Source organism: Paenibacillus sp. N3/727 (assembly GCF_022637315.1).
Lineage (GTDB): Bacteria > Bacillota > Bacilli > Paenibacillales > Paenibacillaceae > Paenibacillus_AQ > Paenibacillus_AQ uliginis.
Genome location: NZ_CP093336.1, coordinates 2,403,276 through 2,417,806 on the forward strand (window position 1 = coordinate 2,403,276; position 14,531 = coordinate 2,417,806).

The 14,531-nt window shown below is 33.2% G+C and carries 21 protein-coding genes; 16 read left to right on the plus strand and 5 right to left on the minus strand.

Translation table 11 applies throughout. The features are described 5' to 3' along the window. Positions 1-71 precede the first annotated feature (71 nt). From MNQ98_RS10720 to MNQ98_RS10740, 5 genes are all read left to right on the plus strand, one after another. The gene (locus MNQ98_RS10720) at positions 72-590 is read left to right on the plus strand and encodes a GNAT family N-acetyltransferase (protein WP_241933152.1); all 519 of its coding nucleotides are present in this window, start codon (positions 72-74) and stop codon (positions 588-590) included. A 117-nt stretch (positions 591-707) separates the two neighbouring features. Next, positions 708-926 (plus strand): hypothetical protein, encoded by a 219-nt coding sequence (locus MNQ98_RS10725; RefSeq protein WP_241933153.1) that lies wholly within the window; start codon positions 708-710, stop codon positions 924-926. A 45-nt stretch (positions 927-971) separates the two neighbouring features. Then, complete coding sequence (locus MNQ98_RS10730; protein ID WP_241933154.1) at positions 972-1,679, plus strand: hypothetical protein; 708 nt, start codon at positions 972-974, stop codon at positions 1,677-1,679. Positions 1,680-1,787: 108 nt separating this feature from the next. Further along, positions 1,788-2,396 carry a hypothetical protein gene (locus MNQ98_RS10735; protein WP_241933155.1) on the plus strand — a complete coding sequence of 203 codons (609 nt, stop codon included), beginning with the start codon at positions 1,788-1,790 and terminating at the stop codon, positions 2,394-2,396. Between the two features lie 51 nt (positions 2,397-2,447). Beyond that, positions 2,448-2,621 (plus strand): hypothetical protein, encoded by a 174-nt coding sequence (locus MNQ98_RS10740; protein WP_241933156.1) that lies wholly within the window; start codon positions 2,448-2,450, stop codon positions 2,619-2,621. A 43-nt stretch (positions 2,622-2,664) separates the two neighbouring features. Here MNQ98_RS10740 and MNQ98_RS10745 read toward each other — a convergent pair whose 3' ends face one another. Further along, positions 2,665-3,198 carry an RsfA family transcriptional regulator gene (locus tag MNQ98_RS10745; RefSeq protein ID WP_241933157.1) on the minus strand — a complete coding sequence of 178 codons (534 nt, stop codon included), beginning with the start codon at positions 3,196-3,198 and terminating at the stop codon, positions 2,665-2,667. A gap of 231 nt (positions 3,199-3,429) precedes the next feature. Between MNQ98_RS10745 and MNQ98_RS10750 the strand changes: the two genes are divergently transcribed. The 5 genes from MNQ98_RS10750 (at position 3,430) to MNQ98_RS10770 (ending at position 7,787) form a co-directional block, all read left to right on the plus strand. Continuing rightward, positions 3,430-3,822, plus strand: a complete 393-nt coding sequence (locus MNQ98_RS10750; protein ID WP_241933158.1) for a type II toxin-antitoxin system PemK/MazF family toxin — start codon at positions 3,430-3,432, stop codon at positions 3,820-3,822. 211 nt (positions 3,823-4,033) lie between these two features. Then, entirely contained in the window at positions 4,034-4,813 is a 780-nt protein-coding gene (locus tag MNQ98_RS10755; RefSeq protein ID WP_241933159.1) for a hypothetical protein, read from the plus strand. Between the two features lie 94 nt (positions 4,814-4,907). After that, positions 4,908-6,203: a DNA sulfur modification protein DndB gene (locus tag MNQ98_RS10760; protein WP_241933160.1), complete on the plus strand. Its 1,296-nt coding sequence runs from the start codon at positions 4,908-4,910 to the stop codon at positions 6,201-6,203. A gap of 6 nt (positions 6,204-6,209) precedes the next feature. Continuing rightward, a complete protein-coding gene (locus tag MNQ98_RS10765; protein WP_241933161.1) occupies positions 6,210-7,217 on the plus strand; it encodes a tyrosine-type recombinase/integrase in 1,008 nt (335 codons plus the stop codon). 342 nt (positions 7,218-7,559) lie between these two features. After that, positions 7,560-7,787, plus strand: coding sequence for a hypothetical protein (locus MNQ98_RS10770; RefSeq protein ID WP_241933162.1), 228 nt, complete (start codon positions 7,560-7,562; stop codon positions 7,785-7,787). Positions 7,788-7,836: 49 nt separating this feature from the next. Here the strand turns inward: MNQ98_RS10770 and MNQ98_RS10775 are convergent, their stop codons facing one another. Then, positions 7,837-8,337, minus strand: coding sequence for a hypothetical protein (locus MNQ98_RS10775; protein WP_241933163.1), 501 nt, complete (start codon positions 8,335-8,337; stop codon positions 7,837-7,839). A gap of 464 nt (positions 8,338-8,801) precedes the next feature. Here MNQ98_RS10775 and MNQ98_RS10780 point away from each other — a divergent pair, with 464 nt between their 5' ends. Beyond that, positions 8,802-9,554: a hypothetical protein gene (locus MNQ98_RS10780; RefSeq protein WP_241933164.1), complete on the plus strand. Its 753-nt coding sequence runs from the start codon at positions 8,802-8,804 to the stop codon at positions 9,552-9,554. 182 nt (positions 9,555-9,736) lie between these two features. Here the strand turns inward: MNQ98_RS10780 and MNQ98_RS10785 are convergent, their stop codons facing one another. Further along, on the minus strand, positions 9,737-10,234 hold the full coding sequence (locus MNQ98_RS10785) for a stalk domain-containing protein (RefSeq protein WP_241933165.1): 498 nt from the start codon (positions 10,232-10,234) through the stop codon (positions 9,737-9,739). 199 nt (positions 10,235-10,433) lie between these two features. Between MNQ98_RS10785 and MNQ98_RS10790 the strand changes: the two genes are divergently transcribed. The 3 genes from MNQ98_RS10790 (at position 10,434) to MNQ98_RS10800 (ending at position 11,674) form a co-directional block, all read left to right on the plus strand. After that, positions 10,434-10,682 (plus strand): Y-family DNA polymerase, encoded by a 249-nt coding sequence (locus tag MNQ98_RS10790; RefSeq protein ID WP_241933166.1) that lies wholly within the window; start codon positions 10,434-10,436, stop codon positions 10,680-10,682. A gap of 141 nt (positions 10,683-10,823) precedes the next feature. Continuing rightward, on the plus strand, positions 10,824-10,994 hold the full coding sequence (locus tag MNQ98_RS10795) for a DinB/UmuC family translesion DNA polymerase (protein ID WP_241933895.1): 171 nt from the start codon (positions 10,824-10,826) through the stop codon (positions 10,992-10,994). Positions 10,995-11,287: 293 nt separating this feature from the next. Continuing rightward, positions 11,288-11,674, plus strand: coding sequence for a YolD-like family protein (locus tag MNQ98_RS10800; RefSeq protein WP_241933167.1), 387 nt, complete (start codon positions 11,288-11,290; stop codon positions 11,672-11,674). 488 nt (positions 11,675-12,162) lie between these two features. On the opposite strand, the gene MNQ98_RS10805 is transcribed toward MNQ98_RS10800, so the two are convergent. Both MNQ98_RS10805 and MNQ98_RS10810 read right to left on the minus strand, forming a co-directional pair. Then, positions 12,163-12,393 (minus strand): hypothetical protein, encoded by a 231-nt coding sequence (locus MNQ98_RS10805; RefSeq protein ID WP_241933168.1) that lies wholly within the window; start codon positions 12,391-12,393, stop codon positions 12,163-12,165. A 664-nt stretch (positions 12,394-13,057) separates the two neighbouring features. Further along, entirely contained in the window at positions 13,058-13,264 is a 207-nt protein-coding gene (locus tag MNQ98_RS10810; RefSeq protein ID WP_241933169.1) for a DUF6199 family natural product biosynthesis protein, read from the minus strand. 120 nt (positions 13,265-13,384) lie between these two features. On the opposite strand from MNQ98_RS10810, the gene MNQ98_RS10815 reads away from it, so the two are divergent. Further along, complete coding sequence (locus tag MNQ98_RS10815; RefSeq protein ID WP_241933170.1) at positions 13,385-13,576, plus strand: hypothetical protein; 192 nt, start codon at positions 13,385-13,387, stop codon at positions 13,574-13,576. A 631-nt stretch (positions 13,577-14,207) separates the two neighbouring features. Continuing rightward, the gene (locus MNQ98_RS10820) at positions 14,208-14,483 is read left to right on the plus strand and encodes a hypothetical protein (protein WP_241933171.1); all 276 of its coding nucleotides are present in this window, start codon (positions 14,208-14,210) and stop codon (positions 14,481-14,483) included. Positions 14,484-14,531 lie beyond the last annotated feature (48 nt).

A 14,531-nucleotide genomic window follows, 5' to 3' on the forward strand; every position in this document is an offset into this window, starting at 1 on the left:
TTGAAATAACTAGTTTATATAGATTAAGACTTACAAAGTTGGTGATTTAAGTGGACACAAGTGGTTTTCTATTGAGAACGTACATTTTTAAAACAAAACGTCTAAGATTTTCAGAATGGACAGCAAAGGATATTGATCTGGCTTTGGATTTATGGGGGGATACGCAGGTATCTCGGTTTATCAGCGCGGATGGCCAATTTTCCGTACAAGCTATCGAAGAAAGATTATTTACAGAACTTGAAAACAACATTAATTTCAAGGTTCAATACTGGCCATTATTTAAAATAGATAGCAATGAACTGGTAGGTTGCTGTGGATTAAGGCCGCACATGAAGGAGCCAAATGTGTATGAACTGGGCTTTCATCTAAAAAGTGAATACTGGGGCGAGGGATATGCTTTCGAAGCTGCATCGGCCGTGCTTCAGTACGCCAAGACTTATCTTAAGGCCAACTACATTGTTGCAGGTCATCATCCGGAGAATGCTGCTTCCGAAAAGCTGCTAAAAAAGCTGGGATTTCGATATTCTCATCATGAACACTACAGTCCTACTGGTCTTGAACATCCTAGTTATTTAATTGAATGGAAGTAGCTTTTGTTTACAGAGTGAATCGTTAACATTGAAGTTTATGATTTAAGTTGTATTTAGAGTATCAAATTGTTTGGATAAAATCACTGTTTTATTAGAAAAAAAGGAGGACCAGATGATTTGGAAGAAAATAATTTTCATAAAGCTATGTTAGTGAAGAAACATGTAATGTTTCTCGGTTGGATTATAAATGATGGGACTCCAGTATTTAAAGGAGAAGACACAGAGCTATTTACCTGTTGCAATGCCGATGCTCTAAAGATAGGTATCTGGGGAGATATTTATTATAAAGCAAACTCTAGAGGTGGGAATAATTACTTTGAACCATATGACCAATGACGATGAAATGGCTAATTCATTCCTTTTTATAGGGAGGATACGTAAATGAATATTAAATTTGATTCTAAACAAATCATTGAGGATTTAAAAAGACAAGAAATCAGTATTTATTTTGCGTCTCCTAATAATATAGATATTATTTTAAATAATAAGAACTTTAACGAATTTAATGAATTAATTAATGATTTAAATGTTAAAGTAATTTTTGTTGAAATAACTAAATTAGAAGTTGAGGAGATAGAGGAAAACATCATTACTGACTTTGATGTTCCTGGTACTTATAAAAGAGATATTTTAAAGGAAGAAGTAGATGGCCATAATAAAAAACTTGAAGAGATGAGACAGTTTGTTGGACAGGAACAGGATATGAGGCTCTTCTTCTCTCATCAGGGGACAATATATTCTTGGATGTTATTTAATGATGATCTTTTCGTTATGGATAAGGTAGTTCTTCTTAATGAATGGTTTGAAGATTATGAGGAAGAGATTAATGAGTCTAAGGAAAAAGCTAGAACAGAGAGAGAAGAGCAGTTATACAAATACTATGAAAAACTAAGGGGATTTTTATTCAACAGTGAAGCATTTAAAAAGTGTAAGAACAAATATTTGCGTAGAGCATTTATTTTTAATGCACTCAGAGAGGAAGAAGAGTTAAAAAAATTAGAACCTCCTTATACTACAGCTGCTTCAGTCATGGATGTAGTTGAGGATGTATGGAGAACAATGAAACTTAAAGAGAACTCTATTATTTGATTACGAATAGGGAACAACGATTGAAAAATAATCCGAGAGCGGATGAAAGGCATGTTTTAAAAAAAGAAGTAACAGACAGTAAGATATACAAAAGGAGTATTTACAATTATGAAAGTACGCACACTTTTAATGGTATTGATTTGTTCCTCAGCATTAGTTTTACAAGCATGTTCAGATAGCGAATCATCTTCAGTTGAAGAAACATCTAAACAAACTGCGGTCGAGACAACGCCAACTGAGGATATGGTTGAAAATGAACCTAAAGCTGAAAACGAATCGGCTGCAGACTCTAAGCCTTCAACCGAAACTACAGAAACAGACAGTGCAACTAAGGTCGAGGATAATACTTCTGATCAAGAACCAAAGATAGATACTGCAGTCTTTGTTTACGCAGACAAGGTTGATATAACAGACTCTAGAGATATTACAGAACATATTGATGTCGTAGTACATATGAAAGAAGAAGTAAAACCGGGATTAGCAACTCAGCATGTTTTTACGCAAACTTACGAGTTCCTTCAGCAGAAAGATATTGAGGGTGCAAATACTATAACCATCGGTGTGATGAGTGGAGACCTAAGAGTTGCACAAATTACTGTGAATCTAAGTGAGTTTAAAGCAGGAGATCATTTTATTAATTCAGTCTTAGAAGCTTCTAAAATCGACAAAATGACTGATGAGGTAAAGGAATATGGAAACACTATGGAGTTATGGTGATTTAAAATTAGTGAAATGCAAGTTTTATATTAACTAAAGGGAATAGGGAAAATGAATAATAAACTTGATGAAATTGATATTGAAGTTATTATAACTGCGTTAGACTTTGCACAAAATAAATTAAGTAAGGCATTTTCAACTGAATCAGAGTGGTTAAACAATAAGATTGAGTCAATAAAAGAAAAGCTTGATGATCAACTAAAAGAACTTGAGCACCACCGATGAAATGTAGATTTCATCTCATTAAAATAAACAAAAAAACCTGCCCTTATCCGGCAGGTTTTTCTTTTGACATCAACTTATCAAACATTCCTAGCTGTTCAGCTCTCCGTATTATCTGTAGTAAATTTTGCATATCTTCTGAAGGAGTACCAATAGGCTGAGATTTTTCCCGAATTTGATTATTTAAGTTTACAATTTGCGATTGCAAAGCATCAATTGTTTGCTTCATTTCTATGTACTCTTGTTTAATCTGTATTAATGATTCTATTATTGGGTCAAAAGGAGTAACCTCAGAAACATGGCTATTTCTCAATGTGATCTCCTTACTATTGTTCTGTAATTGATTATGTTTTTCTTTTGTTTGTGTAGCTCTTTTGATTTTTGCTAATTTTATCTCCTCAGTATATGACTTCCTTACAGTGCTGTTCCATCTAAAACCGCATGCAGCCGCAGTACGATTCAACCTTTCAGCTACCTCTTCAAATGCCTCTAGCTGTGTACTTTTATTCTCTATATGATCGAGAACTGTTTGAGCAAGTAATAAATCATTTTCGTAACTCCATTCATCTTTACGTTTCATATAACGACTACCTCCTAAATATTCTCTCTATAATGTTTATCCAGTTTGTTAACTATTTATTCGTCCGAGAGGTAGTAAATTCATAGGTGTTCAAATTGTCTTGACAATAGAGGAATAGAACGAATGTTCCGATTGAATATTTAAATATATTTATGTATTATACTATATATATATAAAGATAATTATAATTAAAATCAAATATCTATTTGATTGAGGAGAGTGTACATAAAAATGAGTATGGTACTAGAACGAAACAAGGTGAAGAATAGTGATGTAAGACAATTTGATATTTGGTTGGCAAATCTCGGAGAAGGTAAAGGTAGTGTACAGCGGGGAATACGTCCTGTTCTTGTTATCTCGAATGATAGAAGTAATAAATACGCTCCTATCGCAATGGTTTCTCCAATCACTAGCAGTTCTACAAAAACAAAATTGCCCACTCATGTCAATATGAATGCTAATGAAATTGGTTTTCATAGGGATAGTGTAGTACTATTTGAGCAACATATTACAATCGATAAAAGCCAATTAATCCATAAGATCATTGATATGCCTAAGGCGTATGAATTACATTTTGAAAAGGCCCTGAGTGTTAGTACTTCGAGAGTTTTTAGTAGAAATTGAATATAATTGAATAAATAAATCTTTGGAGGATTCAATATGGTTTATTTATTAATCTAGAACCTTAGTTTCTTAATGAGCTAGGGTTCTTTATAATTTTCATTGTGTTTTACAGATTGTGAAAAGTATTGTCAACACAGTGTGAAGGCGTATCTAGAATGTAATTTTCTAATGTGATAATATGTTTTTATTAAAACATTATTGGGAGATAAATATGAAATTAGATAAAGATCTCAAGAAGAGTATTAAAAATATTGCTGAGGTGTGTGGAGGATACTTAACAACAAGTCTTTATGATGAGAATAGAGGCGAGTTACCTTCGTGGGACACTATAAGAACTAAATACAAGATTACTTTTTCTGATTTACTTGTTGAGCTCCAAATTAAGACTAAAGAAGAATATTTAATCCAAAAAAATAAAGTAAAAGTAATCAGTAACATGAAGTTATTAAATTTAGAGCATGGCCATGTATCGAAAAAATTATATGATGATTCTAAAATGCAGCCATCGACGGATTATATCACTAAACATTATGGTTGGAATGATATCGCTAAAGAAGCCAATGTTAAATTAGCTCAAGGGCAATATAAAGATCTTGAAGATATGATCAACCAATTAAAGGTATCTATAAAGAAATTGGGATATGTTCCTTCGTCTTCTGAGTACAAGGACTTACTCTTAAAGCCATCCCAGGATAGTTTATCAACTCAAGGTATTACTTGGACAGAGGCTATGAAAAAAGCGGGATATAAGCCCTATGGAAAGGCTGTTAATGTTAAGGATATAATATGCTCAAATGATGATTGTTATCGTCAGTTCACCCCAAAAGACGTAGATGAAAAATATTGCGATTCTTGTTTCAAGCAATTAAGATCAGTGATAATTAAAGAGTTGAAGCATATGAATAGCGCCAAATTAGAAGAGATTTGTACTAAACTTATTTATTTAGGAAACTCACAGAAAAATATTCTGGATATCTTTCATTCGAAATAATACATATCAGTTACTTATGTATTATTTTTTGTTTATTTTAGTGTATAATTGAAAGGGTTATTGAAATAATATAAATAGAAAGGTGGTTAAATTAATGATAAAAGATCGAGAGATACTCGAAAAACATCTTAGAGTGGCTATTGATGAAGTTAAACATAAAAGAAAAAAAGTTGAGAGTATACACAACGAGTTGAAAAAGTATAATGTTACTTCTGGTACTTTTAGCGGAATCTCTCGCGGAAATAGAGTTTTGAGTTCTTTGGATACACAAATGTTGTGTCTTATAAGTTTAGCTGTACATAATGAGACACAAGATATTAATATTGATCCTTACGACTATTTTACTGATAAAGAAATAAAAAATTCAAAAGAATATATTGAAAGTCAAAATAATAACTTAGAGCTACCAGTAAAAATTGATGATGTTATTATGATTGATTTGGAAAACTACGTAACTAAAGTTAAAATTTCTTTTTTAGTAGAAATGTTCCATTCTCAGCTAATTACTTATGACTATGAAACACAAAGAAGTGCAAAATATAAAAGAGGAAAGGATGGCGTTGTTCCTGTACCTGATGTCAACAAAAAGAGTGTTGAGGATATCTCATCTCACATGCTAAATGAGACATATTTAGCTGATATGATAACCTTAAATATTTATTCAACTGAGATTGAGCCTTTAAGCTATAATCCTAAAACAAAAACTCTAACCATTAATAATGGTGCAACAGTTTCCATATTAGATGGATTTCACAGGCTACAAGCAGGTGTAAGAGCAGTTGCAATAAATCCTTCTTTAGAATTAGAAATGATCTTATCGATCAGGTCTTATGACACTGACACAGCCAAGAAGTATTTTGGTCAGATAAATACAATAAACGTGGTTAAAGCAGAGAGACTAAAAGAATTAAAATCTGAAAAACATTCTGATATAGTCGTTAAGGATCTGCAAATGAAATCTGATATGAAGGGTAAGATTGCTTCAGCTACACACATAAGTGAAATAGCTGGTCAACTTACGACATTTGATGTGTTGTCCTATGCAGTAGATGAAGTGTTTAGTCCCTCGACAACATTGAAAGCTAGAGAGGTTTCAAATTATCTTATTGATTTTTTTAATTATTTGGTTGGATCTTTTGTAGACGAGTTCTTGCTGAACCCTAATCAATACAGAAATACTAATATAAATCATCCTCTAATGTTTGCGGGATATGTACAAGTTGCTTATAATTTTAAACACCAGAATAGATCTTTGAGAGAGATAAAAGATTATATAGAGCAAATTAATTTTAATGACATCAAACTGTTAGAAATACTAGAAGATAGAAGAGGAACTAACAATAAGAGAAACAGAAATAGAATTATTGAATATTTTAGAGTTAGAGGGTGATGACAAATGTCAAATAAAATATATGAACAAGGATTATTCAACGAAGAACAAAAAAACAGGTTCTTAAAAGACCTTACTCAAAACACTTACGCTGCTTATTTGAGAGTTTTAAATCGAGCAAAAAGTCTCGAAGAACAGCTTGAGAAAGACTTATATGACTTCAATATTTATGAAATTGAAAAATTAATTGATTATCTAAATCCCAATACACTAAGCTCAGTGACTACTTCTGTGTCAGTAATACAAAACTATATAAGATGGTCCATAGAGCAAGATTTAAGAGGCAATAATTTAAACCCTCTTGATGCAATAGTGGGTGATGAGTTTTATCGAAAATTTATAGATAAATCAAATAAAGTTATATTCAGTTTGAGTGAAATAGAGGATATAACAGGCGGATTAGTTAACTTTCAAGATTCAGCGATTGTTCAAGCGATCTTTGAGGGTGTGATGGGTAAAAGGTACTCTGAAATTTTGAATTTAACCATCCAGGATATTGATGAAGAAAACAATGAACTATTGTTGAAAAATGAAGTAAATGAGCACGAGATAGTTGAACGGAAACTTAAAGTGTCTCCAGAATTAATAAAAATGCTAATCAAAGCAGCAGAAGAAACTGAGTACTATAAGAATAATGGAAATCCGAGTGTCAAGGTTAAATCTCCAACTGCAAACCTTAGTAAGAGCAACTACGTTTTTAGAAATACACTCTTAAATACCAAAGAGATAGATAGAGCTGATTATTTTTTGGTATTTAGAAGACTAAAGAAAATTGCAGACTGGAATGAGCAGCCATATTTAACGGGTATAAATATTAGAAACTCAGGTATGTTATATATGGCAAATCTTCTCTATAAGAACTCACAAAAATTAGAAAAACCAGAAATAGATTGTATTTGTGAGGCGTTCAATATTTCAAAAATTAAAAATTCAAATGACTATCACACAACTAAATTTAGAAAAGAATTTTTAAATATTGATAAAATAATTGAAGTATATGGAGCTGGAGAATAAGTTATCAAACTTATCACATATTACAATGAATAATTTGTATATATTTATCTAATTGTGGGTAGTCATGAAAGACAATACATTATATATATTGTTTTCAATGATTGAAGGGGTTTCGATTTTATGTTTAATTCTAAGTTTATTCCGTTTACCTCCGAGAGAATACATGAAGGAGATATTAATTGTAAATAGCATTATTTCGATTAGTATATATTTATTTAAAGATAATTTCCTATCTAATGTTGCACCCCTCATAATTTTGGCATTACTGTTTTTGATTCTCCTGATTGTGTTCAAGATTTCTTAACTTTACTCGATTTTTATTGCTGTGTTTGGATATATTATATGTTTTATTGTAAACGCGGAGGTTCAGTCAAAATTGCTTGGGAAGAAAGATTTGATAGAGTCAAATATCCAGATGATACATATCATCAAATTGATCCAGAATGGGATAAAATCGACAAGTTAAAAGAGATTGTAAAGGAGGATGAATGGGTAGATGAGGTCAAACGTTTAAAAGAAAATGGTTATTATGTTCGAAAGTCTGTGGTTAAAGTATTAAGAAAAAAATGAAATGCGTTTTTAATATAAATGTTGAGGGAGCAAAAAAGAGCGACGATTTTCATCGAGTATCGCTCTTATACAAATCTTCTTGTGTAACTTCAATTTCAGTGCCATCCTCGAAAGTGTAAATATATGAATTGTTGATTTTTTTGATTTGTTCGTCTCTTTTATTACGCTCTTCCTGTTCTTTCTCTTTTTCTTTTTTTGTTTTAAGGATAGGAGAGATAATAAAATAAATACACGCTATTAATATACTGAGTATAACAATACTGATTAATAATCCTTCAAATAATCCGCCTCTAAAAAATAATCGGAAATATTGAATTCCTAGCATTGCCATCCATATAGAGACTGTATATAGCAAAGAGGCTATTTTGTAATTTGGTTCTTCAGTAGCAGAATAACCAACAACGCATGCAAAAAAAAGCTGAAATAAAGCAAACATAAACACTGGATTGCCTCTTTCAATGTCAATGCTTATTCCAGAAGTAAAGATAATAAGGATGTTAATTATGCTCACTAAAATTAAAAATAAAAGTACTTTGGTTCTGCGAGACATTAAGATATTCTCCTAGGTAAATAATTTTGAATCACTAACTATCATTATCGGCAAAGTTTGATGTAAGTATGAGATATTCAACGAATAACCTTTTTTGGATCTATATAAAATACATAATTTATGTAATATTGAATCTGTTTTGATAATTTTTATTTATAAGAGAATTTCTATATTCAATAAGCACACCTCTATATAATGGTGTGCTTATTGTGTAAATATATTTGAAGTGTAATAAGTGCTAACCAGAGATAATTTAATTAGATGCAGATATGAATATGAAATAAATGATTATTAGAACAGCAAGAATACCAATGATAGTTAACAAAATGGATTTAAATTTCATAATATTTACCACCTTTGTAAGATAATTTTTAAAAAAATCTTCCATTTCCTAGGATATATGTTAACATAAATGGCAATGACGCGCCAGATTCATAACTTAGTGACTGGGAGGTTAAATTACTATGAGTTTCAAATTAATTAGTAGAGTTAGTTTGGCTGTTATATTATTTTTAGGGTCCCTCGGATTTGTATCATCAAGTTATGCAGATTCTAAGGAGAGTTTAACACCAGAATCATATATTGAGTATTTGCAAGCACTAATTAACACAGGTGACAACGGTGCGAGAGAGACTTTAGAGCAATTCAATAATCTTGAAGAAAGCCAACAGGAAGCATTCGTAACTTTTTTGTCAACAGCAAACTATGAAGAACTATTTAAAGATATTGGTAGCGGAGAAGAAAGCACAGAGAATTACAATGTTAATGGCATAGAGGTTCCAGTAAGTATTGAAAATGAGAATGGTGGCACTTCTGTGGATGGCTTAAATACTCTTGCTGCAGCAGCAGGTATTGCGGCGTCAGCGAGTCATTCAACGAAATTGTCCGTTTTTGGAATTGAAACAACAACTCTAACTTTGACTGTAGTCTGGGAACATGATAATTCAGTTGCTGTTAAACCACTTTCCGTTACTCATGCCCATGTAAACAGAAATCCTGTACTTATAATTTCTGAGCAAGCCAATAATAATCCAGGGTATATTACAGGTGGATATTATTATGGTTCAGGAACATGGAAATCAACGGCTACTGGAGGTCTAGGTTTTATAACTGACACTTTTGGTATTAGTATAAAAGCATCGACACCAAAGCACAGATACTACTCAACTTCTTCAACGCATAGTCAAGTTCCAAGTATACCTTGGACACAATTCTAATTTGGAAATAGATTTTGGCGCGTTATGATCTTGAATACTTAAAGAAAGCAACCTCTCTACAAATTTAGATTCAGTAGAGAGGTTGCTTTCTTCCTTGTGGATTACAAATCCAAATTATTTTTCTAAACACCGATCACACTGTAAAAGGAATCTTTCAACAAAAAAGGATGGGAATTCCCATCCTAAAGATTCTTAATCTCTCCAGTTGTCATATCCATTTTTGAGACGTTTCCTGTGGTTTTATTTACATAATAAAAACCAAAAGTAACGATGTATTCTTCATGATCTTCATATACTCGAAAAGCATATTCATTTCCCCCACCAACTTCAAGCATAATTTTCAACGAATATTTATCTACGTCCTTCTTGATTTTATTGTAAACCAATTCAAAAGCACGATCTTCACTAATCTTCACAACAGGTTGTTTACCGATGTACAGGTTGCTTCCCTGGAGTGAAACTTGTTTACCGATTGAGTCACTGACGGAGCGAGCTGGAACATATGTTGTACCTTTATAAATTAAGGCATTAGTAGTTGTCTTTTTCGAACCATCTACATAAAGATTTACCTTTTTCATTATCGCTTTAACACTCACTCCACTAGCTGCATATGCTGAAACCCCTGTTAGCATTGAACCAATCGTAATGCCAATAAGTAACCCCTTTAGTTTATCCTTCATCTTTATTGTCCCCTTTTAATTGATTAATACATGTTTCGACAAATAACAGCAGTACTCCTCTTCAATAGTAATTAAATACCTCTTGCATAAAGAACGTGTGTTCGGTATATGACATACACAAACAGATGTTCTTATTTTTCGATGAATTATTCGCTGATTTTACTGGGTCGATGCATTTGTTTGCTAATAATCCCATCGATTGGCGAAGCAAATTCAACAGAAAATATTCAACAAGACAGGCGTTTATGCCAGAGCAGGAATTGGCGAGAACAAGGTTATTGCAAAGCTCTGTTGTGTCATGATCGCTAAGAAAGTTGAAGGTGGTGTGTTCCATCTCAAGAAAGAGAAATTGTATAAGCATATTGGACATAAGCCTGTTCGTGACATGTGGGGAATCGGTTCTAGGATAGAAAAACATCTTTGGAAAATGGGAATCAGAACGATTTAAGATCTAGCTAATACACTATTATCTAAATTAAGAAGTAAATGGGGTGTTAATGGAGAAGAAATATGGCGAGTAGCTAATGGTCTAGATAGCTCACCCGTGACCGTTCATACTCATGCCATACAGAAAGATATAGGCAATGGTATGACTTTACCTAGAGACTATGCAGAAGCGTGGGAGATTGAGGTAATTATTCTTGATATCTGCACAGAGGTCTGTAGACGAGCTAGACAAAAGAAATTGATAGGGAGTGTTGTATCAGTTGGAGTTGCTGCGCTGATTTTGATAATCCAATGGGATTTCATCGTCAAATAAAACTACCTGATCCAACTAACATTACGGTTGACGTTTATGAGGTCGCTAAAAAGCTATTCTATACTCATTGAGATGGTCTTCCTGTGAGAAAAGTGGGCATATCGCTTTCGGATCTTTGCAACGATGACACATATCAATTGTCGTTGTTTGACAACAAGGAACAGAAGAGAGCAGTAGATAAAGTTATGGATGAAATTAATGATCGTTTTGGTGATATCGCAATATTAAGAGCTAGCTCATTAAACTGCAGGGCAAGCCGTTGACAGAGCTGCTAAAATTGGAGGTCATTATAAATGAGTAAAAAACTTGAAGACAATGGCTTATGGGAGTCTAGTAGAATGATGCTACCACAGCATAAAGAAAGAATTGTTGAACATAATAAGCATCTTACTAAGAGGGAAAAACCAATCCTACATGATGATGATGAGTGGGAAATGGTTATTCAGAATGTGAACTTGTCATTAAACTACACCAATGCAGTTGTAGTAGAGGTTTTTGGTGAATATGAAAACAGATGTGTAGAAGGGGTAATAACATCAGTAAGCATGTATGCAAAAAAGATGAAGGTTGAAAGTGATCAAGGATTTGAATGGATAGATTTTGATGAGTTAGTTTCTGTGAAATTAGTATGTGGAGGCATTAACAATGAGACAATCAGAAGAAGAGTTGATTCTTATTAAAAGATATCTTGAGTTGCCCTACCTCATGGATGTGATTGAAGTGGACAAGAGTAAAAGTTGAACAAAGTGATATGATGACCAAAAAGGTGGTAGTAAGGTATTTTGATTTCTTACAATCACATGTTAGTCGAAGTTTACACAACCAGAAACAATCTCTTAAGAGCAGAGATATAAAGATAATATAACAAGAAAGGCTAGTAGATAAGTATGTGGTACGGGGCTATCAGCATCAAATGACATTGTTGTGGAGTAAGGTTAAAACAGATGTCATGGTTATGTGGGCTGCTTATATGAATCTTGATATAACTGATACATGAAAGGAGGAATAAATCACTTGACTTATATAGATAAATATAATGAAATAAATACAATATCAAGAAGAGGAAATGCATGGCACGACAGAGAAGAATGGTTATATTGTTCAATACCTACAAGCAGTCTTAGCCACCATGCCCCATATACGGAGAGAGGGCCGTGAAGCAGACATTCTAAACAAAAGTAGAGAGTATTACCAAGGCGAAAATAATACCAATACTTAAAGCTATTGTTCCATGAACTTTTGTTTTAAACAAATCATGCACATCGTCCTCTTCATAATCTTCGGATCTCATTAAATATCTGCTCCATTTTGAATCTGGATTTATTAGAAATATCAAGCCAACTGTAAGAAACGAACCACCAGTTAATATAGCAAACATTAGTGATATATAATAAGACATTTAATCATCTCCTATGTTGATAAATACGCAATTATCAATAAGAAGTTCCAGCAAATGTAAAAGGAGAGTGACAATGAAGACCAAACATAGTAAACCAGATTCACGTGGAATGATGTTTGTAGCATGTTCGGAATGTAAGCGCGGTGGGAATGGGGACGAATCTTGCAGTTCGGGTTGGACGATCAAAAGAGGTGGACCAGAGAAAGGCGCTTGCTTTAGTGGTGAGTTGCTCGGCAAATATAAAAGGATCGGCTTAACTCCCATACTCCATATACAAAGAGATAACTCTTGATATGGACATTAAGGTAATAATTGCACCAAGGATTATGGTCACTATACCTCGAAATTTATTAATTTTTAAATCGAGGTCGTCTTGTACAACATCATCGGGAATTCTTCTTATTATTCTTACCCAATCAGAATCAGGCTTTTTGAAAACATGGAATCCGAACAAGATGATTAGAAGGCCAAACAATATAACAAAAGCGCCAATAAATATCGCAAACATTTAAATCAACCCCTTTAAGGTAAGTACGCAAGAAGCAACAAAAAAGTTCCAACATATGTAAAGGGGGGGCGAGCTATCAAATTGTGTTGGGGCGACCATGAGAATCAAAAAGTTGCAATGATAACGGATGAAGATAGTTCAAAGAAGTACAGTCATCTAACCAAACACCAAGAATATGGACCCTAAGCAAATGGAGATTGTTCCACCAAATTTCACTGAATCAATATAGGCATCGCTTGGTTCAGAGTCTCCTTTGACTTTCCATCCTTCATTCATTTTCCATCCCAATGTCGGATTCTTTCTAGCAAGGACACCAATACCTATGAAAATAAAAGCAAAGAGAAAAAGTGTAAACCAAGACATATCATTTCCTCCCAGTTAAAACAGAGTTGCTTTCCTACTAACATTAAAAAACATATGACCAACCTCTTATAAGACAATACGCAATGATCAATAAGAAGTTCTATCAAAGGATAAGACGATATGGAGTATGCAAAAATCAGTGGAAATAACGTGGTTATCACCATCCCAATCGATGTTTTGGTTATAACTTTCGTTAACTCCCCAGACAAATATGATGATGAAATCAAAGTGAAATATAGAAAACAGTTTGCAAAGGGGTTCGCTGAGCTTATCAATGAACATTTAGCCAATAGTGGTCTGACGGCTTTTTAAGAATGGATTGATTCAGTATTCGAAGAAATGATCGAAAGTGACGCACCTTACATTAAATATCCGAAAGAAGATTGACTTTAACCACAGGGGAGGGAGAACAGTGGCCATATCACTAACTTATTGAGATAACTAATTTTCAATGAAATTCTAGTTTTATCAAATTGAAATAGATGAACCAAAAATAGAATTAGGGCACTCTTATAAGATTGGTCTGAAATAAACGTATCCTTTGTATGTAACTTCGTGGTAGCCAGAGCCATCACTGCGAGTGATGGTGTAAAAAGGGTTATCTATTTGGAGGTTACCTGAGAATCGGCCTGCTGGAAAGTAAGTAATATGAAAATACGTAAATGGGGGAGAAGAGTCGCTCTCCCCTTTGTCAAAATTGATAATTTTTACAATTTCCACATATTTAGGGGATTGATCATAGTAGTCATTTGGTTGTACTTCTGTAGCCGATGCTGGTAGCACTGAAATAAGCGCAATTAAAAAAGCCAATGTAAAAGTTAAAAGTGACTTTCTTTTTAGGGACAGTTAGTAGAGTATTTATAAGGTGCTAATAATAGCCATAGTAAGTAAATGGATTCAGTAAAATACTTGTTTTATATAAATACATAGAGGAGAAATTTGGATGATAGGAACTCATGGATATGAGAAATTAAAAGCAGCAGTAGAAAGTGACTGCAATAAAAGAAATAGTTGTGGGTGTTTCAACCCCAATGGATGTGATAAAAGTAATTCATCAATTGGTGTGTATGGCGAAGAGGGATATAAGAGTTGCTTCCATAAATACTGTGACAAATTTAAATGGACCACAGATAGAGCAGAACACTATTCAATCAAAACAGGGATTCCGGCAGAAGAGATTTTAAGCTCTTATATTTCACATAGAAAACTTGAAAAATGATCAGAATGAACTCCGTGCAGCAAGTAGCAAATTCAGAATGGAAATCGA

Coding starts and splice junctions, on each gene's coding strand:
- MNQ98_RS10770 (WP_241933162.1), top strand. CDS start 7,560: ATGTTTTATTGTAAACGCGGAGGTTCAGTCAAAATTGCTTGGGAAGAA.
- MNQ98_RS10735 (WP_241933155.1), top strand. CDS start 1,788: ATGAAAGTACGCACACTTTTAATGGTATTGATTTGTTCCTCAGCATTA.
- MNQ98_RS10800 (WP_241933167.1), top strand. CDS start 11,288: ATGAGTAAAAAACTTGAAGACAATGGCTTATGGGAGTCTAGTAGAATG.
- MNQ98_RS10745 (WP_241933157.1), bottom strand. CDS start 3,198: ATGAAACGTAAAGATGAATGGAGTTACGAAAATGATTTATTACTTGCT.
- MNQ98_RS10775 (WP_241933163.1), bottom strand. CDS start 8,337: ATGTCTCGCAGAACCAAAGTACTTTTATTTTTAATTTTAGTGAGCATA.
- MNQ98_RS10740 (WP_241933156.1), top strand. CDS start 2,448: ATGAATAATAAACTTGATGAAATTGATATTGAAGTTATTATAACTGCG.
- MNQ98_RS10780 (WP_241933164.1), top strand. CDS start 8,802: ATGAGTTTCAAATTAATTAGTAGAGTTAGTTTGGCTGTTATATTATTT.
- MNQ98_RS10750 (WP_241933158.1), top strand. CDS start 3,430: ATGAGTATGGTACTAGAACGAAACAAGGTGAAGAATAGTGATGTAAGA.
- MNQ98_RS10785 (WP_241933165.1), bottom strand. CDS start 10,234: ATGAAGGATAAACTAAAGGGGTTACTTATTGGCATTACGATTGGTTCA.
- MNQ98_RS10760 (WP_241933160.1), top strand. CDS start 4,908: ATGATAAAAGATCGAGAGATACTCGAAAAACATCTTAGAGTGGCTATT.
- MNQ98_RS10805 (WP_241933168.1), bottom strand. CDS start 12,393: ATGTCTTATTATATATCACTAATGTTTGCTATATTAACTGGTGGTTCG.
- MNQ98_RS10810 (WP_241933169.1), bottom strand. CDS start 13,264: ATGTCTTGGTTTACACTTTTTCTCTTTGCTTTTATTTTCATAGGTATT.
- MNQ98_RS10815 (WP_241933170.1), top strand. CDS start 13,385: ATGGAGTATGCAAAAATCAGTGGAAATAACGTGGTTATCACCATCCCA.
- MNQ98_RS10795 (WP_241933895.1), top strand. CDS start 10,824: ATGACTTTACCTAGAGACTATGCAGAAGCGTGGGAGATTGAGGTAATT.
- MNQ98_RS10765 (WP_241933161.1), top strand. CDS start 6,210: ATGTCAAATAAAATATATGAACAAGGATTATTCAACGAAGAACAAAAA.
- MNQ98_RS10755 (WP_241933159.1), top strand. CDS start 4,034: ATGAAATTAGATAAAGATCTCAAGAAGAGTATTAAAAATATTGCTGAG.
- MNQ98_RS10820 (WP_241933171.1), top strand. CDS start 14,208: ATGATAGGAACTCATGGATATGAGAAATTAAAAGCAGCAGTAGAAAGT.
- MNQ98_RS10730 (WP_241933154.1), top strand. CDS start 972: ATGAATATTAAATTTGATTCTAAACAAATCATTGAGGATTTAAAAAGA.